The organism is Myxococcus sp. RHSTA-1-4, assembly GCF_020037125.1.
GTDB lineage: Bacteria > Myxococcota > Myxococcia > Myxococcales > Myxococcaceae > Myxococcus.
The window spans coordinates 44,228-71,064 of sequence record NZ_JAIQDG010000030.1 but is presented as its reverse complement, the minus strand read 5'-3'; the positions used below and the strand labels follow the sequence as shown (position 1 = coordinate 71,064).

Here is a 26,837-nt window from a genome sequence, read left to right as displayed (position 1 = left end):
CATGTTCAGCAAGAACAGCCGCCCTTGCTGACCCGGACGGAGTTGCCATACGGTCCGCGAATGTTCAGATTACTTACCCGTTTTGCGCTGGTGGCCCTGGCTGTCTCAAGCGCGACTGGATGTTCTCCCACGGAACTGCCCCTCGAGAGCGAGTCCTCGCGCCAAAGCCAGCCGCTGAGCGTCCAGACCGGCTCACTGAATGTGGCGCGGACTTCATTCGCCCTCACCCTGCTCCAGGACGGAACAGCGCTCGTGACCGGTGGGTACGATGGGAGCGGCAATACCTCCACCGTCGAGCGCTACAACCCCGCGACCGGGCTGTTCAGCATCGTCTCCAGCCTGGCGAACGGCCGGAGTTCGCACACGGCCACGTTGCTGCAGGATGGTCGGGTGCTCGTGGTCGGTGGTCACGTCGGCAGCCCTTCTACCGGAGTGACGAACACAGTGGAGATCTACAATCCGGCCACGGGCACCTGGTCGAACGGAGCCCCTACAGCGGTGGCCCACGCAAGGCACACGGCGACGCTATTGCAGGATGGTCGAGTGCTCGTCGTCGCCGGTGAGAGAGAGCTGACGACGACCGCTGGTGGCTCGACGGTCTGCGAAATCTACAATCCCACGACGAATACCTGGTCGTACGTTGCATCATTGCCGCAAAAGCGCCTCGATCACACCGCGACGCTCCTTCCCAGCGGCAAGGTGCTGGTCGCCGGAGGGGTTGAATACGACATCCAGGGCAGCCCGACCTTCGTGCCCGCGGTGGAGTTCGATCCCCTGGCCAACACCTGGACCACGCGGGCGAGCCCGTTCGTCGGCCGGACTCGGCACCAGGCGTTCCTTTTGGGAAGTGGTTCGGTGTTGTTGGTCGGCGGGAGGCAGGAGGGCACGGGGACCTTCAACGTGGCAGAGCAGTACGATCCGGTCACGAGCACATGGTCTGCGACGTCGACGACCAGTGGGCGTTCCTCCGCAGTAGGGGCTGTGCTCGCCGACGGCCGCGTCCTGGTCGCCGGTGGGTATAACGCCGGGTTTCTGGCCTCGTCGGCGCTCTATGACCCCTCGACCGGGGCTTGGAGCGCCGGTGACCCCTTGCTCATCGCCAGATACATGGCGCAGGCGGTTCGATTGAACGATGGCCGCGTGTTGGTCGCCAGTGGCTACTCCGCGAGCGGAGTGCGCACCACGCACGCCGAGCTGTTCTCGGCCTGTACTGTCTCGGTGACCTGCGCCTCACAGGAGAAGAACTGCGGCTCGATTCCAGATGGCTGTGGCGGCACCCTGAATTGCGGAACCTGTGGCATCGGAGAGATCTGTGAGGCCAACGTCTGCGTGAGCTGCACGCCGACGACCTGTGCCGAGGAAGGCAAGAACTGCGGCAGCATCGCTGACGGTTGCGGCGGCACGCTCGATTGTGGAGCGTGCAGCGGAACTGATGTTTGCAGTTCGAACATCTGCGTGAGCTGCACGCCCACCACGTGTGCAGCGGAGGGCAGGAGCTGCGGCACGCTCTCGGATGGATGCGGCGGTACGCTCTCCTGCGGAATCTGCGCGGAGGGCAGCACCTGCAACTCCGGAGGCGTCTGCGTCGAAGCCACGCCCCCCACCGTTTCCATCAGCTCGCCCTTGAGCGGCGTGGACGTGACGGGCACTGTGGTCATCCAGGCGAGCGCCTCTGACAATGTTGGCGTGGTGCGGACCGACTTCTATGTGGGGAACTCCTTCATTGGCTCATCCGCCGGACCGACGTTTTCGGTCTCCTGGAACTCGGCCAGCGTCGCCAACGGGTCCTGGGTGCTCACCGCCCGCGCCTTCGACGCCGCCGGTAACAGCGCGACCAGCGCGGGGGTGACAGTACGGGTGTCGAACCCGGTGGTGGTGATGGCCAGCTATGACGGGACACTGCGAGCCCCCCGGTGCAGCACACCCGGGGCGGGTTGCGACTCCGGCACTCTCCTGGTGGGCCGCGGCTCAGTGGGCCCAGAGCCCCAGGCGCCCAATACCCTCAATGCGTCCTGCTCGGATGGCACGGCGGGGGGCTTCCACAACGATGAATCACTCGACCGCTTGATGATCGTCACCACCGACAACACCCCCCTCGCCGCCGGGAAGCAGGTCCGAATCGACGCCACGGTCTGGGCTTTCTCCGCGTACTCCTCCGACATGCTTGACCTGTACTACGCGACCAGCCTGAGCAACCCCGCGTGGACTTTCCTGACCACGCTCACGCCAACGCGGGCCGGGAGTCAGACGTTGTCTCACACCTTCACGCTGCCCACGGGGGCGCAGGTGATCCGGGGGCGCTTCCGCTATGGCGGGAGCGCGGCCCCCTGCGGCGTGGGCAGCTACACCGATCACGACGATCTCGTGTTCGCGACCAGTCCCTAGCGTGTCCCGGCTGCCTTGCGGGCACGGATAGGCGGAGCGCGTGCGGGGGCTGCTGGGCGAGCGCGAGGCCGTGCTCCGCCGCGCCGCGCGGCGCTTGCTGGAGCGCGAGATGCTCGGTGGTGAGGAGCTGGCGGCGCTGCTGAAGGAGCAGGCTCCGGCGCTCCGCGCCGCCTGAGGACCCCGCCGCCCCGGAAGGCCCGGGGCGGCGGGGCTCACGGCGTCAGCGACCGCCCGTGTTGGTCGCCCAGACGGGCGCACCTGCGGTGTTGTAGATGACCACGTTGCCGCGTTCTGCACGTGGAGCGTCGCGCCGTTGTGGCCGCCGGTGTTGGACACATAGATGGCGCGAGGCAGGCCGGTGTAGATGGCGCGGTTGCCGTCGCCCTGCATGTACATGCCGTAGGACGGCTGCCCGGAGGGGCCGGAGGCCCAGATGGCCGTGCCGCCCTGGTAGAGCACCGGGCGGCCGTCACCCTCAGGACGAGCAGGAAGCGCCCGTCGCACGAGTAGACAAATATAGGAGGGAGGGGGGGCTATCCGCTGAGCAACTCCGGCCCCAGCTCGGCCATGCTTCCTCACCCTCAACAGGGCTCCCGTCTCTCGAGAGACTTTGACTCCTTCTCTCTACGCCAAGAGAGAAGGGGAGTGCTGCCGGGCTTGCGTCCAAAGTTGACGAGGAGCGCAGCGCTTGATGCCTTTGCAGCTTGAGGAGGGTCCATGCCGTCCTTAACTCTGCATCAGAAAATTGACGAACGTGCAGTTCGTGCATTGGCATGTGGAGAGAGAGATGGCTTATATCCTCGCGACTGGACTGCTCAAGGGACAAGTGCTCTGGTGGTTCCTTGCGGCGCTTCTAGTCTCTTGTGCGCTGCTCTTCTTCATCTTGGTCATCTTCGTCGCGCCAGCGATCATCGTCGACCGCTCCCTCAGGAAGCAGGGAGCCCAGACGCCTATCGCTGCTCCGGAACACCTGAAGGCGCAGAATGATGTCCGAACAGTCTTGGTCCAGGCGCTGGGGATGATCTTCTTCGCGGCGACCGCTTTTTTCACATGGCAGCAATTCCGGCAGGCCAAGGAAGAGCAACTCACTTCTCGGTTCACGATGGCTGTCGAGCAGTTTGGTCGTTACGAAGTCGATGTCCGCCTTGGCGGAATCCACGCACTGACTCGCATTGCCAGGGACTCCGAGTCAGATCGCGAAGCAATCGTCGATATGCTCTCTGCATTTGTCCGGAAAAACTCTAATTACAATGACCCTGACTCGCCCCCGAAGCCATTGGATTCTCTGAGGGCTCTCGAGCTTCGTGATCCAGACTTACAGGCGGCGATGGATGCCCTGACTGGGGAGGCATTGCGGAATGGCAACGACATTCATTTCATCTTGGATGAGGTTGACTTAAGAAGGGCTGATCTTGATGACGCTAATCTGGAAGGTGCATCCCTTGCACGCGCTCACCTCGAAGATGCCCGGCTCGTGAATGCCCATCTCGAAGGAGTCAACCTCGAAGGGGCAAACCTCGAAGGAGCCAACCTCGAAGGGGCAAACCTCGAAGGAGCCAACCTCGAAGGGGCAAACCTCGAAGGAGCCAAGAATCTCACGACAGCCAGGCTCAAGGGAGCCCACGCGAACAAGTACACGAAATGGCCCAACTCCTTCAATTGGGGGGCCGCTGGTGTCATCATGGACGAGGCTCTCGTAGGCCCCGAACCCCACAAGAAGGCAGAGGCTCCACGGAGGCTCGTGGGCGGCTGACGGTGGGGAACATCTGCCATTGCTGGAGCGGGTCGGCCTGGTCGGCGTTCGGATGCTCGGGGCAGCTGTCGGCGGCATCGACGAGGGTGTCACGGTCAGAGGTTGTCTATGGGCGCAGTCGAATCCAAGGTGGTTGTCGGCGTGGGGCCGCAGGGCCTCCGAGTCTACAGCGTGTCGCCCCTGCACAAGGTGCTGCCTGAGGAAGAGGCCGGCGCCGATTGGACGCCGGGGCGGGCCTCGGTGGACTGCGCCCGCAACGAGGGGGAGTCGTTTCAGGTCGTGGTGCAGTCGGACCAACCTATCTCGGGCCTCGCGGTGCAGGTGACCGAGCTGACCGCCCACCAAGGAGCCTCGCTCCCCGCGAAGCTCCTCACGCTCCGGAAGGTGGAGTGGGTGGATGTCAATGTGCCCTACGACCCGAAGGAGCCCTCGACGAAGCCCATTCTACGCCCCGACCCACTGCCGCTGGTCGACGCGGCGGCGGACCGCTTCTCGGTGGAGCCGGGGAAGAACCTGGTGTTCTGGCTCACGCTGGCCGTTCCAATGGACGCCCGGCCGGGCCTCTACTCGGGGCGGGTGAGCATTCTCTCGGGGAGTGACCCGAGGGCAGTCCTCCATGTAACGGCGCGGGTGCGTTCCTTCGCACTACCGAAGCGGCCGATCCTGCAGAGCATGATCGGGATGTCCGAGAGCAACATCTACCGGGCGCACGGGGCGAAGACGCGCGAGGAGAAGGAGAAGGTGATCCGCGCCTATCTGGAGGAGTACATCCGCGCGCGGCTGGGGCCTTTCCTCTATGCCCCGGGGACAATGGCATTCAACCCGCTTCCGGACGCGACCATCCGCTGGGAGTTCGCGAAAGACACCAGCGGGAAGCTCACCGGCGAAGTGGCCCTCGATTTCACCGGCTTCGACCGCGAAGCGAAGTACTACCTCGACGAGCGCCAAGCCTTCAGCGCGTTCAACTTCGCCCCGTATATCCTGCACAGGCAGGAGAAAAACGGCCAACTGCAGTCGTTCCTGTCCTTTTCGGACAGCGGTGGCGCTTCCGTTCAGCGCATCCTTCCCAACGGCTCGGTGAACCCGGTCTTCGAGCCGATCGTCGTCAGCTTCTTCCGGCAGGTGGGCGCGCACCTGGCTGGGAAGGGATGGCTCGACCGTGCGGTGTACTATGTCGCTGACGAGCCGCCGGAGTCGGACGCGGAGCTGATCAAGCAGGTGTGCCTCCTGGTCCGGCAGGGTGACGCGCGCATCCGCACGGCGGTGACCTACGACCCGGCGAGCCGCCCGCGGCTCGCCGAGGTGCAGGAAAACGGCAAGTCGCTGATCACCTTGTGGATACCCAACGCCAACCAGTACCGCGAGGACGTGGCCGCAGCCGAGCGGAAGAAGGGGGCCGACTACTGGCTTTACGACATCAAGGACACCGCCCTCATCTCACACAGCGGCGAGCAGAACCGCGCCATGTTCTGGGACGTGTGGCGTCGGAATGCCAACGGATACGTCTACTACCTCTCCACCAACTGGGGCGGCGATGCCACGCCCTGGGAGCGCCCGAACTTCCTGCTCCCGGGGGTGAACTACCAGTACCGCCATGGAGACGGCTACTTCTTCTACCCCCCAGAGCGGAAGTACAACCCGGAGAAGCCGGTCCTCGACCGGGTGGTGACGACCATCCGCTGGGAGTTGATGCGCGAGGGCGCCGAGGACTATGACATGCTGCGCATTCTGGAGCGGCGTACTGCCGAGGCGGAGGCTCGGCAGCTGTCGGTCGCCACGAAGGGGCGGAAGGCCCTGGCCGATGCGCGCGCCGCCGCCGACTCGCTCTGTGCCGGCTCCGAGAGATTCGCCATTCGGGATCTCCTCTTCGACGCGCAGCCGGGGTGGTCGTTCAGCGCCCAGGAGGGCTGGCTTCACCACCCAGGCGGGACGCGCTCCGACCTGCTGATCCGCCTGCGCAACATCGCGAAGGACGGCCGCTATGAGCTGGTGCTCAACGTCTATGACGACTCGGACTACTGGGGGAGGCCTTACTCGCGCTTCCTGGTGAACGGGCAGCCGTTCGCGTCACCAGGGATATCCACCAAGGGCCCCACCAACGTGCCGGCAGGCCCCCTGGAGGTGAACGGGGGCGAGACGTCGTTCACCCTCTCGTCGCTCGCCGAGGCGCAAGGCGTCATTGTCTATCGCGTCGGCCTGAAGTGGCTGCTGGGGCGGGCCGGAAGTCTTTACGCCGCCCGCGCCTGCGTCGCTGATGCCATCGAGGTGCTCGATGACTGGGTCCGGGAGAAGGCCGGGTAGGGGAGGCACCCCACGCCGCGCTGGTCCTTGGATTCAGGCTGTTGCTCCCGGGCTCCACCACGGTAGGAACGACGCATGGCGGTCTGCGTCGTGCTCGCGGAAGAAGCGCTCGCGGCCGCCGACCGGGCCGACCGCGTGCGCCGGGCAGGAGGGCCGATGGGGGCGCTTCACGGCGTGCCCTTCACGGTCAAGGAGAACCTGGACTGCCTGGGCTCGGCCACCACGCACGGCATCGAGTTCCTGACGCAGGCCACGGGGTTCGTGCTCCCCGGCAACGCGCTGGGCCTCTCCGGGGGCCTGCCGACCAGCATCCAAGTCTACGCGGACCTGTGGCGGGAGGACCTGTGCCTGCGGCGGGGAGCTCGTGCGCCTCGTCGAGCAACCGCACCCGCGCGCGCACCTGATGGGTTCGCATGTGGAGGCCAGTCATGGGACCGCCCAGGGTCCGCGGCCCGGGCCGCCGCCGACCAGCTACCTAATCCTAGGGAATTGATGCACCCACGGCGCTGGCCGAGGCTCCCGCGCGCTTCTCGCCCCCCGGGCCAGAGAGAGGTCCGGAGCACTCCCGTCCCGGCACATTCGGAGCCATCCATGCGCATCTTCCTGCTGGCGGCACTCGCCGTCTCCACTTCGGCCTGTATGCTCAACCCCGTCGACGGACAGACCGTCTCGTCGACCACGGGAGTCATCGACTTCCTCGGGTACAGCAACACGGGGTCGCAGACCGTGGTCCTCGAGCACGCGAGGGGAACCTCGTGGCTCGAAGTGGGCAGGACCACCACGTCCGCCACCGTTCAGCACACCACGGCCGACGGTGTCGAGCTGTATGGCTGGAGCCTGCCGAGGGTGCTTCCCGCGGCGGCATGGACGGCGGGGACCACCGGCTTCTTCGCGAAGGTCCGCATGCGCGTGCCGGGCGCGGGCACCAATGGCAGCGACTTCTTCATGTACACGTTCAGGCCGGACTGGTCGTCCTGCTATGAGCAATACCCCGAGACCGCCAACTTCATCTCGTACTGCAGCAGCCCGCGCAGCCCCCATGCCTTCATCTACACGCGGGACTTCCCGGCGGGGGTCGACCTCGTCATCACCAGCCTGCTGTGGACGTCGACCGGGCGCACGGAGGTGCGGGTGAGGAACAACGGCCGCCCCGGCAAGCTCGTCTCGGTGACGTGCTCGCGCTTCGGCTCCAGCTCGGTCTTCACTGTCAACGAGCCCATCCTCCCCGGCGAGACGAAGAGCATCCTCAACGCCGTGGCGCCGAGCGGCTCGGTCACCTGCACGGCGTCCGGGACCAACGAGGACGGCTCGCCCGAGGCCAACACCGCCAACAACTCGCGCAGCCAGACCTTCTGACAGGGGCCCGCGCTACGGCAGCCGCCCCTCCAGCGCCGGCCCGCGGGGGCGGACCCACTGACAGGCTTCGAGGCCTCATCCTGCCGGATGCCCGCTCCCCCCGTGCACGGACCGGATAGCCCGGGCGCCGGGGGCTCGGCTCAGAGCGATTCGAGGAATGCCAGCACCGCGTCGCGGTCCGCCTTGCTCAGCGCCTCGAACAGGCCGCGGCTGGTGCTGGCCTCGCCGCCGTGCCAGGCGATGGCCTCCATGAGCGTGCGGGCCCGCCCGTCATGCAGGTAGCGCACGTTCTGCACCCCTCCCTGGACGAACCGGAGCGAGCCCACACCCCAGAGCGGCGCGGTCCGCCACATGCTCGCTCCCGCCTGTCCCTGGGGCAGCGTGTCGGCGAGCCCCGGCCCCATGTCGTGGAGCAGCAGGTCGGTGTAGGGCCGGAGGGTCTGATTGCGCAGCTCCGCGAACGGATGGTTCGCTCCCGTCGTCAACTGGGCCGTGTGGCAGCTCACGCAACGGACCTGGGCGAACAGCGCACCGCCGCGCTGGATGAGGGCCGGGTCCACGTCATGCTCCGGAGAGACGCGGATACCGTCCATGTAGCCGCTGCGCAGGCTGCGCTGGGCCGGCACTCCGAGCAGCGCGAGGTAGGCGTCGAGCCGCTGGAGCTCCGTCTCGGAGATGGCTGTCGCGCCAGCCGTGGCATTGCAGTCGGGTGAGCCCCGCTGGCAGGCCAGCGACTTGTAGACTGGCGAGGTGACACCGATGTCCTTGAGGAGCGCGTCCGCTGCCTGCTGGCGCAGGGTGGCCTTGCTCGCCTTCCATCCGAAGCGGCCGAGGTGCCGGCTGCCGGTCTCCGGATTGACGACCCAGTTCGGCACACCTCGGATGCCATCACCGTTCGAGTCTTCCGGGTCGGCCAGGTTCAGAATCGTCGTTTCGTCGATGGCCTCGAGCAGCCCCAGGCCGATGACCTGCGGCGCCTGGCGGATGGAGTACTGCGCTGGCACCGGACCCTTGAAGGCGTAGACCGGCTTCTGCAGCTCGACCGTCTCGCCGTCGGGCAGCGCGCGCACGGTCGTTTCATACGCCTGCACGGAGACGGAGTAGTCCGGCGCGCCCGCCTCCTGGGCCCGCTGCTGCACGTTCAAGCCATAGGTGGCATCGGGCGTCACCCCGGAGGGGGAACTGGACGCGGCAACTTCGACGGCCATGGTGTCGAGTCGCTGGCCTGGCACGGGAGCGACGCTGCGCCCGTTGAGCGCGTGACATCCGATGCAGCTCACGTTGTTGAAGCGCGGCCCTAGTTGATTGGCGTGCGCCGTGAACACGGGGTTGATGTCCGGGCTCTCGGAGTGCTTCCCGTCGACGAACGAGGTGTGGAACAGCCGTCGCCCTTCCACGAAGCGCTGGGTGTTGGAGATGCCGATGTTGTTGGCCATCTGCTGGAACACCCGGTGCGGCTCCTCGGAGTAGTTGTAGGAGACGCTGGCCTGGCCCCCCAGCAGGGTGCTCTCGGGCAGGGGGACGGAGTCGAGCACAGGGGCCACGCCGTACCACGGGCGCATGCCCGCACCGACCTGGTACAGCTGCTCGAAGGAGTAGTAGCGGATGCCGCCGCCATCGATGACGGCCCGGTTGTCGGGCGTATGCTCGAGGTACGGTGGCTGTTGGAGAACTCGAAGTGGGTGAACTTGTCCCAGTGCGGACCCTGAAGGTGCGGCAGGACCCGCGCTTCCAGCAGTACGACGTGCTGGGCGCGGTGAAGCGCGGCATCGAAGGGGGAACGCGGTGTTCGGCTTCCCGGTGTTCGAGGCCATCGTGGGCGACGGCGCGCTGAGCTTCGCGGACGACGACAAGAACGTCTTCATCTTCGACACGGACGAGGTGATGCCCTTCGCCACCCACGGCCCCGTGTATCGGGAGGCGCAGGCGTACATGCTGAACAGCACGCTCCCGTGGAGCCGGTTCCACTACTACTTCGTCTATCGCGTCAATCCGCTCCTCAACTTCGTGCGCGCGGCGCAACGGCTGGTGAGCCAGGAATGAGGGCTCGGACCCGCGGCTCACGGAGGCAGGTGCCCTCGCGAGCCGCGGGTCATCCCAGGAGGCATCATGTCCGTCCCCTCCGAGCCCACCTCTGGCGCAGCACCGAGGTACGTCCTCATCGCGGGGGCCGGAACTGTGGTGGCAGAGTCCACGGGGCCGCGTCCCCGAGTGGCGCCCCTCCCCACAGGCGGGTGGGTATGTTCCACGCATTGCCTTATGCCTGCCAACTCCGCGGAACTCCGCCCCCTCCGTCGCACAAAGTGCATGTTCAGTGAAATTTGACGCTGTTATTGCAACTGCGCGTACCTGTGTGGCAAAGAAACGGCCGTGGGCAGATGTCGGGGCGCCGACTTCAGCAGCGCTCCAGACCCGCCTGCCGCCCACTCGGACGTGGGCGCACACATGAGGGGACGACGAACATGCAAGGCAACGGGAAGCTGATCGCCGCGATGGCCGCGGCGCTGGGGCTGGTTGCGCTGGACGCGAACGCCACCGACGACACCACGCCCATCCAGACGGGCGACATCAAGATCTTCAAGAAGGTCAACGGCCAGGACTTCAAGTTCCTCGGCGACCTCGCCTTCACGTTCGAGATCCGCAAGGGCGCCACGGCGGACTACCCGGGTGGCGAGGGCACCGTCATCGTCGGCGGCCTCATCGCCGACTCGAACAACATGGGCCTCATCCACATTCCGGCCCTGCCCTTCGACACCTACCAGGTCTGCGAGGTGAACATCCCCGCGGGCTGGCGTTCCTCGCTCAGCCTCGAGGGCGGCTTCATCCCCAACAGCGTCGGCAACCCCAACCCCAGCACGCGCACCGTCTGCAAGGACGTGGTGGTGCAATACCCCTGGGTGCACCTGGTCGAGGTCAACAACACCGAGTACACCGAGCCGCCGCCCCCGCCCCCGCCGCCCCCCACCGCCCCCGCGCACACCATCGGCTACTGGAAGAACTGGTCCTCGTGCACCGGCGGCAAGCAGGACGCGCTGCTCGACCAGGCCCTCGCGGCCGCCGGCGGCATCCCCATCGGTGACCTGCTCGTCAACAACTGCCAGGACGCGGTGGACATCCTCAGCAAGTCCGACCTCAACGGCATGAAGCGCGCCACGGACGCCGCCTACCGCCTCGCCGCGCAATTGCTCGGCGCGCGCCTGAACTTCCAGGCCGGCGCGGTGCGCTGCGACGAGGCCGTGGCCGCGGCCAACAGCGGCCAGTCGCTGCTGGACGGCATCGGCTTCACGGGCACGGGCTCGTACAAGTCCGTCATCAACGCGGACGCCGCGGACATGCTCGCGGAGAGCCTGGACGAGTACAACAACGGCCACCTCTGCAAGTAGCGCAGGGGCCGCGGCCCTGAAGCACCCCGAGGCCCCGGCCGCGCGAGCGACCGGGGCCTTCGTGTTACCTCCGGCACACCTTCTGCTCGCGGCTGGCGATGAGCTGTTCGCGTTGGCCGAGCATCTTCGGGACCGGGTGAGAACGGGCAGTGGTCCCCGTTCTGGTCGGTGGTGACATTCTTGGGCCGCCCGAACAGGGCGATGAGCGGCGCCCTGCATGCGAGGTGCGCGAGGGTTGCTGCGCTCGGGCCCACCTTGGTAGGTTGGACAGGATATGCGTACTCTCCCACTTTTCGGGTATGGTCTGATTGCTTTCCTTGTGGCCTCGTCAGCCGCACAGGCCCGCGACGAGCGTGACAAGCCCTCTGTGCGCCCCATCATGCTCTCCGAGCATCCGACAGACTGCACCCACTCCATCTACGTGAAGGGGCAGGTCGTCACGACGCTGCGATTCGAGCAGCTTGTAGACGCGAGCAAGACGAAGATGATCGGTTGGGAGGGGCGGCTCGAACCGCTGGCGGTGGTCCGCAACAAGGTGCTCCTTGAGCCCATCCGTGACCTCAACAGGGACGAAGGGATTCCCCTGGTCGTGACGCTGGCGGATGGGACTGAAGTTCCGTTCCTTGTAAGGCCCTCTTGGCGGAAGAAAGACGGAGGGTGGCCGCCGACTACCGACCAACAGGTCGACGTGTTCAAGGACCGGGAGAGCTACGCGGCCATGCACGCGGCCTTGATGAACGCGCTCAAAGAGAAAGAGGCACTTGTCGAAGAGAACCAGCGTTACCGCAAGGAAGAGACTTCGGAGGATCACGCCCTTGCCGCACTGCTCGCGTCGGGCGCGGTCGCGCAGACGCCGTTCATGGTCGCGGATCGTTTTTCCGGCAAGGACACCGATGCCGAAATTGATGCGACCGTGCTCAAGGGGAAGGGTAAGGCGGCAGTCGTCTTCAAGGTCAAGAACCTTGACCAGGAGCAACCTTGGAGTGTGCAGCGGATTCGACTTGTGACCACGGACGGCGGTCGTGAGCGCACGGTCGCGGTGCGCGCCACAGTCCGCGAGATCACGCCCGGCGGGTCCGGAGTGCTGGCCATCGTCGCGGACGGGAGCGCCTTCATTGACGACGGCGCGCTGACGAGCCTGCGGCTGGAGGTCTACCGACACGATGGGCTGCGGCAAGCGTTCGTTCAGCTAGATCCGACCCTCATTGCGCGGTAAGAGCGGGAGGCATGGCCTTCAACAAATTCGCGCTCTTGGGCTGCGCCGTCCTACTCGTGATGTCCTCTGGTTGCCCTGGAACCGCAACGGGAGGAGTGGCCTTGCGTCCTGATGGCACTCCGGGACCAGAGAAGTGTCCCGAGAAGGCACGGGAGGCCATGAACTACCTCCGGCTGTTCGTTGGGGAATCCGCGTGGGTTCAGCTCGACGCGAACCAGACCCGTGCGCGTCCTATCACCCTCTACGACGGACCGATTGAGAGCGTGCTGGACGAGAATCTCGGGCTACTTGAAGCGCCAGCTCGCCTCTATGGTCAGGTCTGGACGGGCGGGCCTCAAGTCGTCATTCGGTACTATGCCGCCCATCCGTTGAAGGGTGGCGATCAGGTGCCCATCTGCGCGGTGGCTCGGCTGGGCCTTGGGCAGCTCCGGAAGCGGCCCGAGTCCAAGCCCGGGACGGCCATCCTCGATTCTCCCCGGGCGGGGGTCTACATCGTGAACGAGTTCCGATAGCACGGCCCTCCCCGCTTCGTTGACACTGTGCGCCGCTGCTGCTTCGCGCATCCACGGGGGAAAGGCGAAGGGCCCGGAACCCGCGAGGTTTCCCTCTGGATTCCAGGCCCCTCTTGTCAGCAAGGAGTACGGGACTTGAACCCGTGTCCTCACGCCGTGGCGGAGCGCACCGCCGCGAGCAGCTCGCCCGAGTCGATGAGCTGGCTCACCGCCTCGATGTCCTTGTGCAGCTCGCGATCCTTGTCCATGTGCGGCACCTTGCTGCGCACCAGCTCATACGCCGCCAGCGCGCCCTTGCCAGGCTTCACCGGCAGGCGGAAGTCCAGCGCCTGCGCCGCGCACAGCACTTCAATGGCCAGACACGAACGCGTGAAGTCACTCACCTGACGGCCCTTGAGCGCCGCCGTCATGCCCATGGACACGTGGTCCTCACGGCCCGCGGACGACGGAATCGAGTCCACCGACGCCGGGTGGCTCAGCACGCGAGACTCGGCCACCAGCGCCGCGCTCGTCACCTGCGCAATCATGAACCCCGAGTTCAACCCCGAGTTCTTCGCCAGGAACGCCGGCAGCCCCGACAGCGCCGGGTTCACCAGCTGCTCCACCCGCCGCTCGCTGATGGACGACAGCTGCGTCAGCGCCATCGCCACCACGTCCATCGCCAGCGAGATGGGCTGCCCGTGGAAGTTGCCGCCCGACACGATCCGCTCCGTCTCCGTGAACACCAGCGGGTTGTCGGTGGCGCTGTTCACCTCCACCTCCAGGATGCGCCGCGCGAAGGACAGGCCCTCGCGCGCCGCGCCGTGCACCTGCGGCATGCAGCGCAGCGAGTAGGGGTCCTGCACCTTGCTGCAGTTGACGTGCGTCTCCACCAGCTCGCTGCCCGCCAGGATCTTCCGCAGGTGCGCCGCGGTGGCCTTCTGGCCCGGATGCGCCCGCACGTCGTGAATCTCGGGGATGAAGGGCTTGTGGCTGCCCAGCAGGCCCTCCAGCGTCATGGCACCGGCCACGTCCGCCAGGTCCGCCAGCGTCTCCGCCCGGAGCTGGAGCAGCGTGCCCACCGCGCACATGGCCTGCGTGCCGTTCACCAGCGCCAGGCCCTCCTTGGCCTCCAGCACCACCGGCTGCAGGCCCGCCCGCTCCAGCGCCTGACGCGCCGGCAGCCGCTGGCCCTGGTAGTACGCCTCGCCCTCGCCGATGAAGACGAGCGCCAGGTGAGCCAGCGGCGCGAGGTCTCCCGAGGCACCCACGCTGCCCCGCTCGGGCACCACCGGCACCACGTCCCGGTTCAGCATGTCCAGCGCCAGCCCCAGCGTCTCCGGCCGGATGCCGGAGAAGCCCTTGGCCAGCACGTTGCACCGCAGGAGCAGCAGCGCCCGGGCCTCCGGCAGGGGCAGGGGAGTGCCCACGCCGCACGCGTGCGAGAGGATGAGGTTGCGCTGGAGGTCGCGCAGGTCCTTCTTGTCGATGCGGACCTCGGCCAGGGTGCCGAAGCCCGTGTTGATTCCGTAGGAGGGGGTGTCCCCGGCGGCGACACGGTCCACCAGGGCGCGCGAGGCCTGGACGCGGGCGGCCGCCTCGGGGGCCAGCTCCACGATGGCCTCGTTGCGGGCCACCTGGAGGATCTCCTCCAGCTTCAGCGTGTCACCGTCGATGAGGATGCGAGCGCGAGACATTGGAACTCCAAAGGGGTGCGTAAACGCCACAGTTCGGGCAGCGGGCGCTTTACACCCGGGAGCGCTACTCGTATAGCTCCGACCGACTGACGCAGGAGGTCGAAGGCGCCGTGGCACTGATCGTCCAGAAGTATGGCGGTACCTCCGTAGGCGACATCAACCGCATCAAGAACGTGGCCCTCCGCTGCCTGGCGGCCCAGGAGGCGGGCCATGACGTGGTGGTCGTCGTCTCCGCCATGTCCGGTGAGACGAACCGCCTGTTGAAACTCGTGGCGCAGATCACCGACCGGCCCGACGAGCGCGAGCAGGACGTGGTGGTCGCCACCGGTGAGCAGGTGTCCATCGGCCTCGTCGCCCTGGCCATCCAGGCCCAGCAGGGCAAAGCCACCAGCTTCCTCGGCCACCAGGTCCGCATCGTCACGGACAGCACCTTCTCGAAGGCCCGCATCAAGAGCATCGACGCGGCTCCCATCCGCGCCGCCCTGGCCAAGGGCCACATCGTCGTGGTGGCCGGCTTCCAGGGCGTGGACGAGGAGGGCAACGTCACCACGCTCGGACGCGGCGGCTCGGATACCACCGCGGTGGCGGTGGCCGCGGCGCTCCAGGCGGATGCCTGTGAGATCTACACGGACGTGGACGGCGTCTACACCACCGACCCCAACATGGTCCCCGCCGCGCGCAAGCTGGACCGCATCACCTACGAGGAGATGCTGGAGCTGGCCAGCGTGGGGGCCAAGGTGCTGCAGATCCGCTCCGTCGAGTTCGCCATGAAGTACAAGGTGCCGCTCTGGGTGAAGTCGTCCTTCACCGATGACCCCGGCACTCTCGTGTGTGAGGAGGACAAGTCCATGGAGGACGTGCTGGTCCGCGGAGTCGCCTACGACCGCAACGAGGCGAAGATCACCGTATGCGGCGTGCCGGACGTGCCGGGCGTCGCGGCGAAGATCTTCGGTCCACTCGATGAGAAGGCCATCGTGGTGGACCTCATCGTCCAGAACCCGTCCAGGGACGGCCGCACGGACCTCACCTTCACGGTGGGCAAGGCGGACTTCCTGAAGGCCCAGGACGTGGTGAAGGCGGCCGTGAAGGACATCGGCGCCACCGGCCTCGAGACGGACGACAACATCGCCAAGGTGTCCATCGTCGGCGTGGGCATGCGCAACCACTCCGGCGTGGCGGCGCGCATGTTCCAGGCGCTGTCCGCGGAGGGCATCAACATCCAGATGATCTCCACGTCGGAGATCAAGGTGTCGTGCGTGATCCACGCCAAGTACACCGAGCTGGCCGTGCGCGCGCTGCACACCGCGTTCGGGCTGGATCAGCCGATGCCTCCCGAGGGAGTCTCCGCCGTCTCGGAAACGGCCGCCCTCAAGGGCGAGAAGGTCTGAGTCCGTGGCGGGCCGCACCGCCGCGCTCGCAGCCGCCGTGCTGGGGTTGATGGGGGTGGGCGCGGTTGCCCGCCTTCGTTGGCCCGACTCCGCCCCGGCGCTGGACTGCGCGCCCGAGGCGGTGCGCATCCGCCCGGACGGGGTGGCCACCTGTGGCGAGGGACTGCCACCCTCGGGCGCGCAGGCCCTGGCCCTGGGCCGCCGGCTGGACCTGAATACCGCCACCCCGGAGGAACTCGCCCTCCTGCCGGGCGTGGGGCCCGCCCTGGCCCGGCGCATCGTCGAGGCCCGGGAGGACTCGGGCGGCTTCAAGAGCTGGGACGACGTGGACGCTGTCCCCGGAGTGGGTGCTGCCAAGTTGCAGACCCTCCGGGCAGCCACACTACTGGGAGCATCTCCGGACGCCGGGCCCGTGTGGTAAGCACGGAGCGTGCAGATCGCCTGCCCCCAGTGCTCGATGCAGTACGTCCTCGACCGTCGCCTGCTCCCTCCGGGAGGCGTGTCGGTCCAGTGTACGCGCTGTGGCCATGTGTTCATGGCCTCTCCCTACGGACAGGCACCGGCCCCCGCCGCGCGTCCCACTCCGGGCGCGACGGGCGGGGCGACCGCGAGCACCAGCTCCACGCAGATCTTCGGCGGTGGACGCCCGGGGACGATGTCCACGCAGATTTTCGGCTCGGGGCCGCATCCCAACCCCGCGGCGGGGGCGTCCGCTCCGGTGCCGAATACGACGCAGACGTTTGGCGCCGTGCCGCCGCCTCCGTCGATTCCGCCCGTGAGCATGACGCAGACGTTTGGCGCCGTGCCGCCGCCGGGTTCGGCGGCTCCGGGCAACGCGACACAGTCGTTCGGGGCGGTGCCGCCTCAGGGCTCGGCGGCTCCGGGCAACGCGACACAGACGTTCGGGGCGGTGCCGGCGCACGGCTCGACGTCGCCGGGCAACACGACGCAGACGTTCGGGGCGGTGCCGGCGCACGGCCCGACGTCGCCGGGCAACACGACGCAGACGTTCGGCGCCGTGCCCGCTCAGGATGCACCCGCGCCGATTGGCAGGGCTCAGACATTTGGCGCCGTGCCGGCCCCTGACTCTCCCGCGCCGATTGGCAGGGCTCAGACATTCGGCGCCGTGCTCGCGCAGGGTGACGCGGCCCCCGTTGGTTCGACTCGTGTCTTCGGCGTGGCGCCGGTGTCTCCGCCCACGAATGGTGACACTCCGCTTCTGCCCGGCGTCTTCACTTCACGGGCCCCGTCCACGTCCATCGGCAGGACGCAGTCGTTTGGCGCGGTGCCTTCCGAGCCGTCGCAAGGCCCGGCGGGGCAGGGGCCCGGAATCGGCCGCACGGCCCTCTTTGGCGCGACGGGCTCCTCCTCCGGAGAGGACACCGGCATCCAGCTCCCTCCCGAGTCGCCCCCGCCCGTCGGTTCCGAGACGCTGGTGCCGTTGGGGCCGGGGGCCCAGGGTGGCGTCGAGCCGGTCCCAGCCATCGTCACCCCCTCGCGCCGGCCGCCGGTGGAGCTGCCTCCCGAGCTGCTCGCGGCGGGCCGCGAGTCGTCGATGGGCGGAGGCTTCGACTCGGGACAGCCGAAGCGGCAGCGCCTGCTGCTCACGCTCGCGGTGGCGGCGGGGCTCGTGTTGACGGCCGTGCTGGCCTACCCGGCGTGGCGAGACCGGAACTCGGACATGCCCGTGGCGGCGGTGGAGGACAAGGACCGCGCGGCGGCGCTGCTCCGGAGGGATGATCCCGCGTCGCGAGAGCAGGCCATCCAGCGCCTGCGCGCGCTGAACGCCGCGCATCCCAAGTACACCGAGGCCCAGGCCGAGCTGGTGGTGGCCCTGTCGTTGCGGCTGTCCGACCTCCAGGCCGACGCCGAGCGGCTCCGGACGCGGGTGGACCGGCTGAACCGGGAGAAGCTCGATGCCCGGGAGCTGCGAGACCCGGTGGAGCGGGACCTCCGCATCGCCTCGCTGGACAAGGATCTGGCGGACATCGCCAGGGAGGCGGCTCCGCTCCGGGGCGAGGCGGACACGCTCCGCAAGGAGCTGGACTCGCAGGTCCCCGGCCTCGCCAATGCTCCGGAAGTGGAGCCCGCCCCGGCCCTGGTGGCACGGCTGAAGGCGCGCGCCATCCATGCCGGTGTGACGGTGGCGCCGGATGCGCTGGCGCTCGCCGAGCGGCTGCGCAACGTGGAGGGCACGTCCAGGGCGTGGAGCACGCTGTCCCGGGCCGAGTACGCCCTCAACTCCGGCTCGCCGCCCGACTCGCTGGCGGAGGTATCCAAGGAGCTGGACACCCTCCGGCAGGAGGACCGCACGCTGCTGCGCGCGTACGTCCTGGGCGCCCGGGTGGCCCTGCGCCTCAATGATCCGTCCACGGCCCGTTCGCTGCTGGACGACGCGCTCGCCCTGAACCCCAACCACCAGCTCGCGAGCAAGCTGCTGTCCCAGCTCGGCACGGCCGCCCGGCGGCCCTGAAACGACGACCGTTTCCTGGTGCCCGCGGGCTGGAGAAAGTCCAGTCCCTCACGCGCGACTCCACCGCCCGTTGGAGGAATTCCGGGCGGATTGCCTTCCCGAAAGCAGGGCATACCTTTTGCTCGATCCGTGTGTGGCATCGAGGAATGGGGACGGGAGGCACGGTCGATGGCGGAGGTCTTGTTCTGGTGTGCCGCACTGCTGCTCGCGCACACGTACTTTCTCTACCCGTTGAGCCTGTTCGTGCTGGATGGCGCGGCGCAGGTGGCCCAGAACGTCCGGGCGATGCGGGGTGGAGGAGGGGGCAGGCAGACGGCTCGCGGGGGCGGGCCCACGCCCTCGGTGAGCCTGGTGGTGGCCGCCTACAACGAAGCGTCCTGCATCCGGCAGAAGCTGGAGAACAGCCTGGCCCTGCGGTACCCGGCGGAGAAGTTCGAGGTGTTGATCGGCTCGGACGGCTCCACGGACGGCACGGATGACCTCGTCCGCGAGTGCCCGGACACGCGGGTGAGGCTGTCCCCGGCGCCGCGCGCGGGCAAGACGACGGTCCTCAACCGCTGCATCCCCATGGCCAGGGGCGACATCGTGGTCCTCTCGGACGCCAACACGATGATTGAACCGGAGGCCATCGAGCGGCTGGTCCGCCACTTCGAGGACCCGGAGGTGGGCGCCGTCTGCGGGAAGCTCCGGCTCTACAACCCGACGAAGCAGGACTACGAGGAGCGCGACTACTGGAACTACGAGTCCCTCATCAAGATGTACGAGGGGCGGCGGGGCGCGGTGGTGGGGGCCAACGGCGGCCTGTATGCCATCCGGCGCACCCTGTTCACGGCGCTGCCGCCGTCCACCATCGTGGACGACTTCGTGATTCCGCTGCGCATCCTGGAGAAGGGCTACAAGGTCGTCTACGAGGAGGCGGCCGTCGCGCACGAGGAGACGACGGAGGACTACGACAAGGAGTTCGGCCGCCGGGCGCGCATCGCCGCGGGCAACTTCCAGAGCCTGCGCATGGTGCCGGGGCTGCTGCTGCCGACGGCGGGGTTCCCCGCGTTCGCCTTCTGGTCGCACAAGCTTCTGCGCTGGTGCGCGCCCGCGCTGATGGGGCTGGCGCTGGTGGCCAACGTGTTCCTGCTCGACAGCGTGTTCTACCGCCTCACCCTCTTCGGGCAGGCGCTCTTCTATGCGCTGGCGTACCTGGGGAAGGTGGAGGCCCTGAAGCGGGGCTCGGCGAAGCGGGTGGCCTCGGTGGCCTACTACTTCGTCACCATGAACCTGGCCATCGTCGTGGGCTTCTGGCGCTTCCTGCGCAACACGCAGCGCGCCGCGTGGGACCGCACCGCGCGCGCCTGATGGCGTTCCTCCAGCGGGGATTGCGGAGCGGGTGGGGTGGCCTACCGCAGGGCCACCGGCACCGGCTTCGTCCTTGCCGGCTCCACGGGCAGTACGCTGCCGAAGGCGGCGAAGAGCTGTCCGGTGAGCACCGGCTCACGATTGGGGCCGGGGTTGCGCAGCAGGTCGTTGAGCACCTGGCCCGTCTTCGGGTCTCTCGGCAGGTGGGGGCGGGCGAGGTTCATCCGGTAGCGGACGACGCCACGGCGCACGCGGTGGATGACGGTGACGGTGCCATCCGCGCCGACCGCGTCCACGATGCCCACGTGGGTGAGCCCGTCATTGCGGCGGCCGTCCCGATTCTGGTCGTACGTCTCGCGGAAGAACACGAGGTCCCCGGGGATGGGCCGGCCCTCCGTGTACACGCGGCCGCGCGCCCGGGCGTGGCGGTACATCGCCGTGACTCCGTTGTCGCCGGGCTTGAGCGTGCCCCGGAAGGTGACGCCGGCCTGGGCATAGACGCCCTCGATGAGCCCGGTGCAGTCGGCGGGGTACTTCCGCCCGTCGAGGACCACCTGCGGCTTGCCGACGAGCGAGCGCGCCGTGGTGAGCACCGTCTCGCGGGCTCCGGCGGTGGGGCGCGAGGCCACGGTGGCGCGCGCGGGAGTCACGGTGGGCTTCACGGCGCCGCTCTTCGCGGGGCGGGGCGCTGCCTTCTTCGCCACCGCCGCGCGGGCCGTGGGCTCCGGCTTCTTCTCCGGCGCCACCGGGCTGGCGAGCGACTCTCGGGGGAAGGCGGGCGGCGAGGCGGACCGGTAGCGGAGGGTGTAGGAGTCCAGCCAGGGCTCCAGGGGCGCGCCCGTGGTGGCGCAGCCCGTCGCCAGCATCGCGAGGATTCCGATCAGCACACCCGACCTCATGGAGCGACCTCCCTGTAGCGTCCTGAGGCAGCCATGCTCGGCCGGAGTCCGTGTGTGGTCAAAAAAACCACCCAGGCAACCGGCCGTTCCGGCTCGGGTTTCCGGGGGGGCACGGGTGCGGTATTGCTGGGGGGAATGGCCTCCCTCCGTCGAGCCCTCGCCGTCCTGTTGCTGGCCACCGGCTGCATCCCGTCGCCCTATGAGCGCGCCGCGCGGGCGGACACCGTGGAGGCGTACCGCGACTTCCTGCGAGAGAACCCCCAGCACGCGGACGCGGACGCCGCCCAGGCGCGACTGGAGGAGCTGGAGTTCGAGGAGGCGAAGCGGCTGCACACGGTGATTGCCTACAAGCGCTTCCTGGAGGCGTACCCGGAGGCGGCGCAGGCGCGCACCGCGAAGACGCTGCTCGAGGGACTGCGCTTCAACACGGCGAAGGAGGCGGGCACGGTGGCCGCCTGGCGCCAGTTCCTCCAGGAGCACCCGGACGGCGCGCAGCGCGACGAGGCGAAGCGCCTGCTGGCCCAGGCGGAGGCCCACGAGCTGGCCACCACGGAGGACCCGCGGCGGCTGGCGGAGTACCTGCGGGAGTCGCCGGACGACCCGCGCCGCCTGGAGGTGGAGTCGCGCCTGGACGGCCAGGCCTTCGCGCAGGCGAAGGCGGCGGGCGCGTCCAGGCTCTTCGCCTACCTCAAGGACTTCCCCGCCGGCGCGCACCGGGAGGAGGCGCGCGTCCTGCTGCTGGAACTGGAGGTGGAGGGGCTGCTCGTCTCCGGACTCGTGGACGAGGCCGAGGCGCGGGTGAAGGCGCATCCGCTGGGCCCGAAGCTGACCCGCTTCCCCGAGCGGCTGGCCCGGGCCCGCGCCGAGCGCGCCGCGTTGGCCCGCCCGGAGCCGCTGGCCCGCGCCGCGCACGTGGGGCACTACCTGCGCGACCTGGAGGACCTGAAGCGCGCGCTGGTGACGGCGGATCCGCTGGACCGCTGGCAGGCGGCGGAGGAGCTGGGACAGCACGTCTCCGTGCGCACCATTGATCCCCTGCTGGACGCGCTGCGCACCGCGCGCAACCCGCTGATCCGCCAGAACGCGTTGGAGTCCCTGCGCACGGTGTTGTCCGCGTTGCCTCGCCCGGTGGCGGAGTACGAGGTGGCCTCGCGCCTGGACGCGCTGCGCGAGCGCGCGAGCAGCGCGGAGATGTACCTCACGGTGGCGGTGCTGCTGGACCTGTCCGGCCAGCTCGCCCTCGCGTCCACCGAGTACCAGCGCTCCGTCGAGGGCGGCGCGACGGACCCCGTGGTGCTGCGCCGCTGGGTGCGGATCCGCGAGGAGCGGCGCCAGCACTTCTCCGCGGCGGTGGCGGCGCGGCAACTCGCGCTGTGGGCCCTGGACGTGGCGCGCGAGGAGGCCGTGACACCCGAGGGACAGGTGCCTCTGGCGTCGGCGCGGCTGCTCTGCGCGGCGGCCGTCAACGCGCGCTTCGCCTCGGAGGCCATTGCCCGCGCCCGCGCGGCCACCACCGAGTTCCCCGAGGACCTGGCCGAGTTCGAGCGCAGGGCGGCGGAGGCGAAGCGACTGGCCGAGGCCCGGCTGGCGGACGCGGAATTGCTCCTGCGCCAGCAGTCGCCCGGCGTGCGCACCTGCGCGGATCAGTCCGTGCGAGAGCGCCTGGACAGCGCGGTGAAGGAGCGCACGGCGGCGCTGGAGTCGGTGGGCCCGAAGCTGCCCCAGCAGGTGGGGCGGATGCTGCTCGAGCTGGCGAGGGAGCGGGATCCATCCCCCCAGGTCCGGGAGGCCGCGGCGGCCCGGCTGACGGCCCTGAAGCCGGCGCCCTGATCCACGTGTCCGTGAAGGGCGGTGCGGTTAGAGTTCCCCGCCCCATGGCCACGCGCACCTACACGCTCAAGGTCGCTCCGGCGAAGCCCTCGCCGCGCATCGACTACGCCGCCCTCCTCAACGAGGAGCAGCTCCAGGCGGTGGAGGCGGGGGAGGGGCCGGTGCTCGTCATCGCCGGCGCGGGCTCCGGCAAGACGCGCACGCTCACCTTCCGCGTGGCGCGCCTGCTGGAGCGGGGCGTGCCTCCCGAGGGCATCCTCCTGCTCACCTTCACCAACAAGGCCGCGCGGGAGATGACGCGGCGGGTGGAGGAGCTGGCCGGCTCCTTCGCGGACGTGCGGCGCATCCTCGGCGGCACCTTCCACCATGCCGCGCACGTGCTGCTGCGCCAGCACGCGGGCGCGCTGGGCTTCTCCACGAGCTTCACCGTGCTGGACCGCGAGGACGCACGGGACTTGATGGTGACGTGCATCGCCGAGCGCAAGCTCAAGAGCGACAAGCGCTTCCCCCGCCCGGAGCTGGTGCTGGACCTGGTGTCCATGGCCACCAACCTCCAGCAGCCCGTGTCCCAGGTGCTGGTGGACCGCCGCCCCCAGTTCCTCCCCCTGGCCCCCGAGGTGCTCGCCACCGCCGCGCGCTACCAGCAGCGCAAGGCGCAGATGCACCTGATGGACTTCGACGACCTGCTGCTCCACCTCAAGCGGCTGCTGACCCAGCACGACGACATCCGCGCGCAGCTCACCGAGCGCTTCCACTGCGTCCTGGTGGACGAGTACCAGGACACCAACCGGCTCCAGGGAGACCTGGTGGACCTGCTCGCAGGAGCGCGCAAGGACCTGACGGTGGTGGGCGACGACTGCCAGTCCATCTACAGCTTCCGCGGCGCGGACTTCACCAACATCATCGGCTTCCCCGAGCGCTATCCCGGCTGCGCCGTCTACACCCTCACGCGCAACTACCGCTCCACGCCGGAGATCCTCCGGCTGGCCAACGCCTCCATTTCCCGCAACGAGCGGCAGTTCCCCAAGGAGCTCACCGCCGCGCGTCCCTCCGGAGTCATGCCCGTGGTGGTCCCCACCCGGGACGCGGACGAGCAGGCCACCTTCGTGGCGCAGCGCATCCTGGAGCTGCGCGACGAGGGGCTGTCCCTGGAGGCCATGGCCGTCCTCTACCGCGCCCACAGCCACTCCTTGGAGCTGCAACTGGAGCTGGCCCGCCGCGGCATTCCCTTCCGGGTGCGCTCCGGGGTGCGCTTCTTCGAGCAGTCCCACATCAAGGACGTGCTCGCCTACCTCAAGCTGGTGAACAACGCCGGGGACGAGCTGGCCTTCAAGAGGGTGGTGCGGCGGGTGCCGGGAGTCGGCCCGGCGACGACGGAGCACCTGTGGACGTCGCTGCGCACGCTACCGGAGGGGACTGCCTGGGCGGAGGCGCTGGCCCATGACGACGTCCGCGGGCACCTGCCCCGCAAGGCGCAGAAGGGCTTCCAGCGCTTCGCGGACCTGATGGCGCGGCTGACCCGGCCGGGGGCGGTACTCACACCGGGAGTGTTGATAGAGGACGTGCTGGCCGGCGGCTACGCGGAGTACCTGAAGGCGGAGTTCACGGAGGAGGAGCAGCGGGAGGATGACATCCGGCAGCTGGCACTCTTCGCCAGCCGCTTCGAGGACCTGCCGCGCTTCCTGACGGAAATCGCCCTGGTGTCGGAGTTCGCCGCGGAGGAGGCCCTGGGCGCCGACGCGCCGGACGAGTACCTGACGCTGTCCACCGTGCATCAGGCCAAGGGGCTGGAATGGCGGGCCGTCTTCGTCCTCTGGCTGGCGGATGGCCGCTTCCCCCTGTCGCTGGCCGCCCGGTCGGCGGAAGAGGAAGAGGAGGAGCGCCGGCTGTTCTATGTGGCCCTGACGCGGGCCCGGGACGAGCTGGCGCTGGTGTACCCCCTGACCGTGCAGCCCCGGGAGGGGGACCGCATCCTCCTGAGGGTGTCCCGTTTCATCGAGGAGCTGCCGGCGGGGGAGGGCGCCCCCTATGATCGGCTCGTCCTGGCCACCGTGGAGGCGGCGCCAGGGGAGGCCGGAGGACCGTCGGCCCGGGACGCCCCACCCCAGGGGGCGAGCGGGCCCCTGGTGTCGGGGACGGACGCAGAGGACTGAGGCGGACGCCCAGAAACGCGCACGCGAGGGCGCGACGTGATAGACAGTAGGTGCAGGCGCGCCTCCAACTGGCTTCGCCCCCTCAACTTCATGGCGGACAGACCTCGCATCGTCGGGATTGACCTGGGCACCACCAACACGCTGGTGGCCTCCGTGCGCAACCGCATCCCGAAGATCGTTCCCACGGACCGCGGCAACCTCACCCTGCCGTCCGTGGTCGCCCTGTCATCCCGTGGAGATCTGATGGTGGGCGGGGTGGCCAAGGATCAGATGGTCACCAACCCCCGGAACACCCTCTGGGGGACGAAACGGTTGATCGGACGGAAGTACAACTCCAAGGCCGTCGAGGACCTCAAGAGCTACTTCCCCTACGACATCGTCGAGGGCCCCAACGGGGACGCGGCGGTGATGCTGGGCGGCAAGCTGTACACGCTGCCCCAGGTGTCCAGCTTCGTGCTGGCGCAGGTGAAGACCATCGCCGAGCAGTTCCTCGGCGGCCCCATCGACGCGGCGGTCATCTCCGTCCCGGCCTACTACAACGACAACCAGCGCAACGCGGTGAAGGAAGCCGGGAAACTGGCCGGCTTCGACGTCAAGCGCATCGTCAACGAGCCCACCGCGGCGGCGCTCGCCTACGGCTTCAACCGGGGCCTGGACCAGAAGGTCCTCGTCTACGACCTGGGCGGTGGCACCTTCGACGTGTCCGTGCTGCACCTGGCCGGCAACGTCTTCGAGGTGCTGGCCACCGGCGGCGACACCTTCCTGGGCGGCACGGACTTCGACAACCGCATCATGGAGTACGTGCTGGAGCGCTTCCGCGAGGAGAACAAGGTCGACCTCACGGAGAACCCCATCGCCCTCCAGCGCATCAAGAACGCGGCCGAGGCGGCGAAGATCGACCTGACGCTCATCCCCAACGTCGTCATCGACCTGCCCTTCATCGACGAGCGCAAGGGCAAGCCGCTGGACCTGCGCATCCCCCTGACGCGCGAGTTCCTCAACAGCCTCACCGGCGACCTGGTGGACCGCACCTTCGACATCTGCGACCGGGTGCTGGAGGAGAAGGGCATCGCCCGCTCGGAGATCGACGAGATCATCCTGGTGGGCGGCCAGAGCCGCATGCCGCTGGTGCAGCAGAAGATCCAAGCGCACTTCGGCAAGCCGCCGCGCAAGGGCGTCCACCCGGACGAGTGCGTGGCCCTGGGCGCGGCGCTGCTGGGCGATTCGCTGGGCAGCATCGACGCGGTGACGCTGCTGGACGCGCTGTCCATGCCCATCGGCTACGCGCTGCCCAACGGGCGCGTGAAGCGCATCATCGAGAAGAACTCGCTCATCCCCCTGGTGAAGAGCTTCCGCCTGCCTCCGCCGAAGGAGCCGGGCTCGCCCTTCATCGAGCTGGACATCTACCAGGGCGACAGCGACCTGCTGGTGGACAACGAGTACCTGGGCACCGTGCGCGTGCCCTCGGCCGTCGCGGGCCGGAAGATCGACTTCCGCCTCACCGAGGAGTGCCTGCTCCAGGTGACGGTGGAGGAGGCCAGCGGCATGCGCAAGGTGGACCTCGCCACGCGCGACACACCGGAGCAGCTCAAGCGGGCCCTCCAGGAGGCCGCCGCGCGCAACTCGCCGCAGGGCCCCAGCGCCGGCAGCGGGAGCGACAACGGAGGGCTGCTGTCCCGTATCGGGAGCATCTTCCGGAGGGGTTAGGGAGGAGGCGAGATGCCTAGATTTCCGTCGAAGGAGTGGCTGGACGAGGCCGTCCGGCTCACCAATGAGGACCCCGAGTGCGCCGTGGCCGGCAAGGGCTGGAAGGGCGACTTCGGAGCGGTGGTGGAGGCCGAGCCGGGCAAGCTGGCGAAGTCCTTCGTGGTGCACGTCGTCCCCGGGGACTGCCGCATCGAGAAGGCCCGCGTGCTGCCGGATCCGGACGACCTGGACGAGCTGGAGCCCGTCTACCTGGCGCGCGCGCCCTACAGCGTGTGGAAGCAGCTCCTGAAGGGGACGCTGGACCCGGTGGAGGCGGTGCTCAAGCGCCGCATCTCCATGAAGGGTGACCTGCAGCCGCTCATCGAGCGGATGAAATACAAGGGCATCGCCGACCGCGTCTTCGCGAAGCTGCAGACGCAGTACATCGACGAGCCGTGAGCGCCGGGAGGGGACAC

Annotated in this window: 20 protein-coding genes and 2 pseudogenes; 19 read left to right on the top strand and 3 right to left on the bottom strand. The window is 68.5% G+C overall.

The genetic code is table 11. The annotated features are described in order from the left end of the window. Positions 1–24: 24 nt before the first annotated feature. From K8638_RS33110 to K8638_RS45000, 6 genes and pseudogenes are all read left to right on the top strand, one after another. Positions 25–2,385 (top strand): kelch repeat-containing protein, encoded by a 2,361-nt coding sequence (locus tag K8638_RS33110; protein ID WP_223758678.1) that lies wholly within the window; start codon positions 25–27, stop codon positions 2,383–2,385. 40 nt (positions 2,386–2,425) lie between these two features. Beyond that, positions 2,426–2,560, top strand: a complete 135-nt coding sequence (locus tag K8638_RS44700) for a hypothetical protein (RefSeq protein WP_255663054.1) — start codon at positions 2,426–2,428, stop codon at positions 2,558–2,560. A 612-nt stretch (positions 2,561–3,172) separates the two neighbouring features. Next, positions 3,173–4,138: a pentapeptide repeat-containing protein gene (locus K8638_RS33105; RefSeq protein WP_223758677.1), complete on the top strand. Its 966-nt coding sequence runs from the start codon at positions 3,173–3,175 to the stop codon at positions 4,136–4,138. Between the two features lie 108 nt (positions 4,139–4,246). After that, a complete protein-coding gene (locus K8638_RS33100) occupies positions 4,247–6,439 on the top strand; it encodes a glycoside hydrolase domain-containing protein (RefSeq protein WP_223758676.1) in 2,193 nt (730 codons plus the stop codon). Positions 6,440–6,514: 75 nt separating this feature from the next. Further along, a pseudogene (locus K8638_RS45385) lies at positions 6,515–6,676 on the top strand (amidase family protein); the annotation flags it as partial. A gap of 354 nt (positions 6,677–7,030) precedes the next feature. Continuing rightward, positions 7,031–7,795, top strand: coding sequence for a hypothetical protein (locus K8638_RS45000; protein WP_223758732.1), 765 nt, complete (start codon positions 7,031–7,033; stop codon positions 7,793–7,795). A 140-nt stretch (positions 7,796–7,935) separates the two neighbouring features. Here the strand turns inward: K8638_RS45000 and K8638_RS33085 are convergent, their stop codons facing one another. Then, on the bottom strand, positions 7,936–9,357 hold the full coding sequence (locus K8638_RS33085) for a di-heme oxidoredictase family protein (protein ID WP_223758675.1): 1,422 nt from the start codon (positions 9,355–9,357) through the stop codon (positions 7,936–7,938). Between the two features lie 223 nt (positions 9,358–9,580). Between K8638_RS33085 and K8638_RS33080 the strand changes: the two genes are divergently transcribed. From K8638_RS33080 to K8638_RS33065, 4 genes are all read left to right on the top strand, one after another. Continuing rightward, positions 9,581–9,838, top strand: a complete 258-nt coding sequence (locus tag K8638_RS33080) for a hypothetical protein (RefSeq protein WP_223758674.1) — start codon at positions 9,581–9,583, stop codon at positions 9,836–9,838. A 419-nt stretch (positions 9,839–10,257) separates the two neighbouring features. After that, positions 10,258–11,178, top strand: a complete 921-nt coding sequence (locus K8638_RS33075; protein ID WP_223758673.1) for a hypothetical protein — start codon at positions 10,258–10,260, stop codon at positions 11,176–11,178. A 274-nt stretch (positions 11,179–11,452) separates the two neighbouring features. Beyond that, positions 11,453–12,394, top strand: a complete 942-nt coding sequence (locus K8638_RS33070) for a DUF2381 family protein (RefSeq protein ID WP_223758672.1) — start codon at positions 11,453–11,455, stop codon at positions 12,392–12,394. 11 nt (positions 12,395–12,405) lie between these two features. After that, positions 12,406–12,906: a hypothetical protein gene (locus tag K8638_RS33065; protein WP_223758671.1), complete on the top strand. Its 501-nt coding sequence runs from the start codon at positions 12,406–12,408 to the stop codon at positions 12,904–12,906. Positions 12,907–13,055: 149 nt separating this feature from the next. Here the strand turns inward: K8638_RS33065 and hutH are convergent, their stop codons facing one another. Next, complete coding sequence (hutH, locus tag K8638_RS33060; RefSeq protein WP_223758670.1) at positions 13,056–14,582, bottom strand: histidine ammonia-lyase; 1,527 nt, start codon at positions 14,580–14,582, stop codon at positions 13,056–13,058. 110 nt (positions 14,583–14,692) lie between these two features. Here hutH and K8638_RS33055 point away from each other — a divergent pair, with 110 nt between their 5' ends. From K8638_RS33055 to K8638_RS33040, 5 genes and pseudogenes are all read left to right on the top strand, one after another. After that, positions 14,693–15,970 carry an aspartate kinase gene (locus K8638_RS33055; RefSeq protein WP_223758669.1) on the top strand — a complete coding sequence of 426 codons (1,278 nt, stop codon included), beginning with the start codon at positions 14,693–14,695 and terminating at the stop codon, positions 15,968–15,970. Between the two features lie 4 nt (positions 15,971–15,974). After that, positions 15,975–16,391: a ComEA family DNA-binding protein gene (locus tag K8638_RS33050; protein WP_223758668.1), complete on the top strand. Its 417-nt coding sequence runs from the start codon at positions 15,975–15,977 to the stop codon at positions 16,389–16,391. 9 nt (positions 16,392–16,400) lie between these two features. Next, positions 16,401–16,499 (top strand): annotated as a pseudogene (locus tag K8638_RS45380) (zinc-ribbon domain-containing protein); the annotation flags it as partial. Positions 16,500–16,505: 6 nt separating this feature from the next. Further along, on the top strand, positions 16,506–18,443 hold the full coding sequence (locus K8638_RS33045; protein ID WP_255663051.1) for a hypothetical protein: 1,938 nt from the start codon (positions 16,506–16,508) through the stop codon (positions 18,441–18,443). Positions 18,444–18,611: 168 nt separating this feature from the next. Then, positions 18,612–19,793: a glycosyltransferase family 2 protein gene (locus tag K8638_RS33040; protein ID WP_223758666.1), complete on the top strand. Its 1,182-nt coding sequence runs from the start codon at positions 18,612–18,614 to the stop codon at positions 19,791–19,793. Positions 19,794–19,834: 41 nt separating this feature from the next. Here K8638_RS33040 and K8638_RS33035 read toward each other — a convergent pair whose 3' ends face one another. Next, entirely contained in the window at positions 19,835–20,692 is an 858-nt protein-coding gene (locus tag K8638_RS33035) for a CHAP domain-containing protein (RefSeq protein WP_223758665.1), read from the bottom strand. A 135-nt stretch (positions 20,693–20,827) separates the two neighbouring features. Here K8638_RS33035 and K8638_RS33030 point away from each other — a divergent pair, with 135 nt between their 5' ends. From K8638_RS33030 to K8638_RS33015, 4 genes are all read left to right on the top strand, one after another. After that, a complete protein-coding gene (locus K8638_RS33030; RefSeq protein WP_223758664.1) occupies positions 20,828–22,522 on the top strand; it encodes a HEAT repeat domain-containing protein in 1,695 nt (564 codons plus the stop codon). Between the two features lie 44 nt (positions 22,523–22,566). After that, positions 22,567–24,675, top strand: coding sequence for an ATP-dependent helicase (locus K8638_RS33025; RefSeq protein WP_223758663.1), 2,109 nt, complete (start codon positions 22,567–22,569; stop codon positions 24,673–24,675). A gap of 90 nt (positions 24,676–24,765) precedes the next feature. Then, a complete protein-coding gene (locus tag K8638_RS33020) occupies positions 24,766–26,382 on the top strand; it encodes an Hsp70 family protein (protein WP_223758730.1) in 1,617 nt (538 codons plus the stop codon). Positions 26,383–26,394: 12 nt separating this feature from the next. Beyond that, on the top strand, positions 26,395–26,820 hold the full coding sequence (locus K8638_RS33015) for a hypothetical protein (RefSeq protein ID WP_223758662.1): 426 nt from the start codon (positions 26,395–26,397) through the stop codon (positions 26,818–26,820). Positions 26,821–26,837 lie beyond the last annotated feature (17 nt).

Bases quoted from the DNA above. Each gene is read 5' to 3' on its own strand.
- hutH (WP_223758670.1), bottom strand. From the start codon at position 14,582: ATGTCTCGCGCTCGCATCCTCATCGACGGTGACACGCTGAAGCTGGAG.
- K8638_RS33015 (WP_223758662.1), top strand. From the start codon at position 26,395: ATGCCTAGATTTCCGTCGAAGGAGTGGCTGGACGAGGCCGTCCGGCTC.
- K8638_RS33020 (WP_223758730.1), top strand. From the start codon at position 24,766: ATGGCGGACAGACCTCGCATCGTCGGGATTGACCTGGGCACCACCAAC.
- K8638_RS33075 (WP_223758673.1), top strand. From the start codon at position 10,258: ATGCAAGGCAACGGGAAGCTGATCGCCGCGATGGCCGCGGCGCTGGGG.
- K8638_RS33070 (WP_223758672.1), top strand. From the start codon at position 11,453: ATGCGTACTCTCCCACTTTTCGGGTATGGTCTGATTGCTTTCCTTGTG.
- K8638_RS33045 (WP_255663051.1), top strand. From the start codon at position 16,506: ATGGCCTCTCCCTACGGACAGGCACCGGCCCCCGCCGCGCGTCCCACT.
- K8638_RS33040 (WP_223758666.1), top strand. From the start codon at position 18,612: ATGGCGGAGGTCTTGTTCTGGTGTGCCGCACTGCTGCTCGCGCACACG.
- K8638_RS33025 (WP_223758663.1), top strand. From the start codon at position 22,567: ATGGCCACGCGCACCTACACGCTCAAGGTCGCTCCGGCGAAGCCCTCG.
- K8638_RS45000 (WP_223758732.1), top strand. From the start codon at position 7,031: ATGCGCATCTTCCTGCTGGCGGCACTCGCCGTCTCCACTTCGGCCTGT.
- K8638_RS33035 (WP_223758665.1), bottom strand. From the start codon at position 20,692: ATGAGGTCGGGTGTGCTGATCGGAATCCTCGCGATGCTGGCGACGGGC.
- K8638_RS33100 (WP_223758676.1), top strand. From the start codon at position 4,247: ATGGGCGCAGTCGAATCCAAGGTGGTTGTCGGCGTGGGGCCGCAGGGC.
- K8638_RS33085 (WP_223758675.1), bottom strand. From the start codon at position 9,357: ATGCGCCCGTGGTACGGCGTGGCCCCTGTGCTCGACTCCGTCCCCCTG.
- K8638_RS33030 (WP_223758664.1), top strand. From the start codon at position 20,828: ATGGCCTCCCTCCGTCGAGCCCTCGCCGTCCTGTTGCTGGCCACCGGC.
- K8638_RS33065 (WP_223758671.1), top strand. From the start codon at position 12,406: ATGGCCTTCAACAAATTCGCGCTCTTGGGCTGCGCCGTCCTACTCGTG.
- K8638_RS33105 (WP_223758677.1), top strand. From the start codon at position 3,173: ATGGCTTATATCCTCGCGACTGGACTGCTCAAGGGACAAGTGCTCTGG.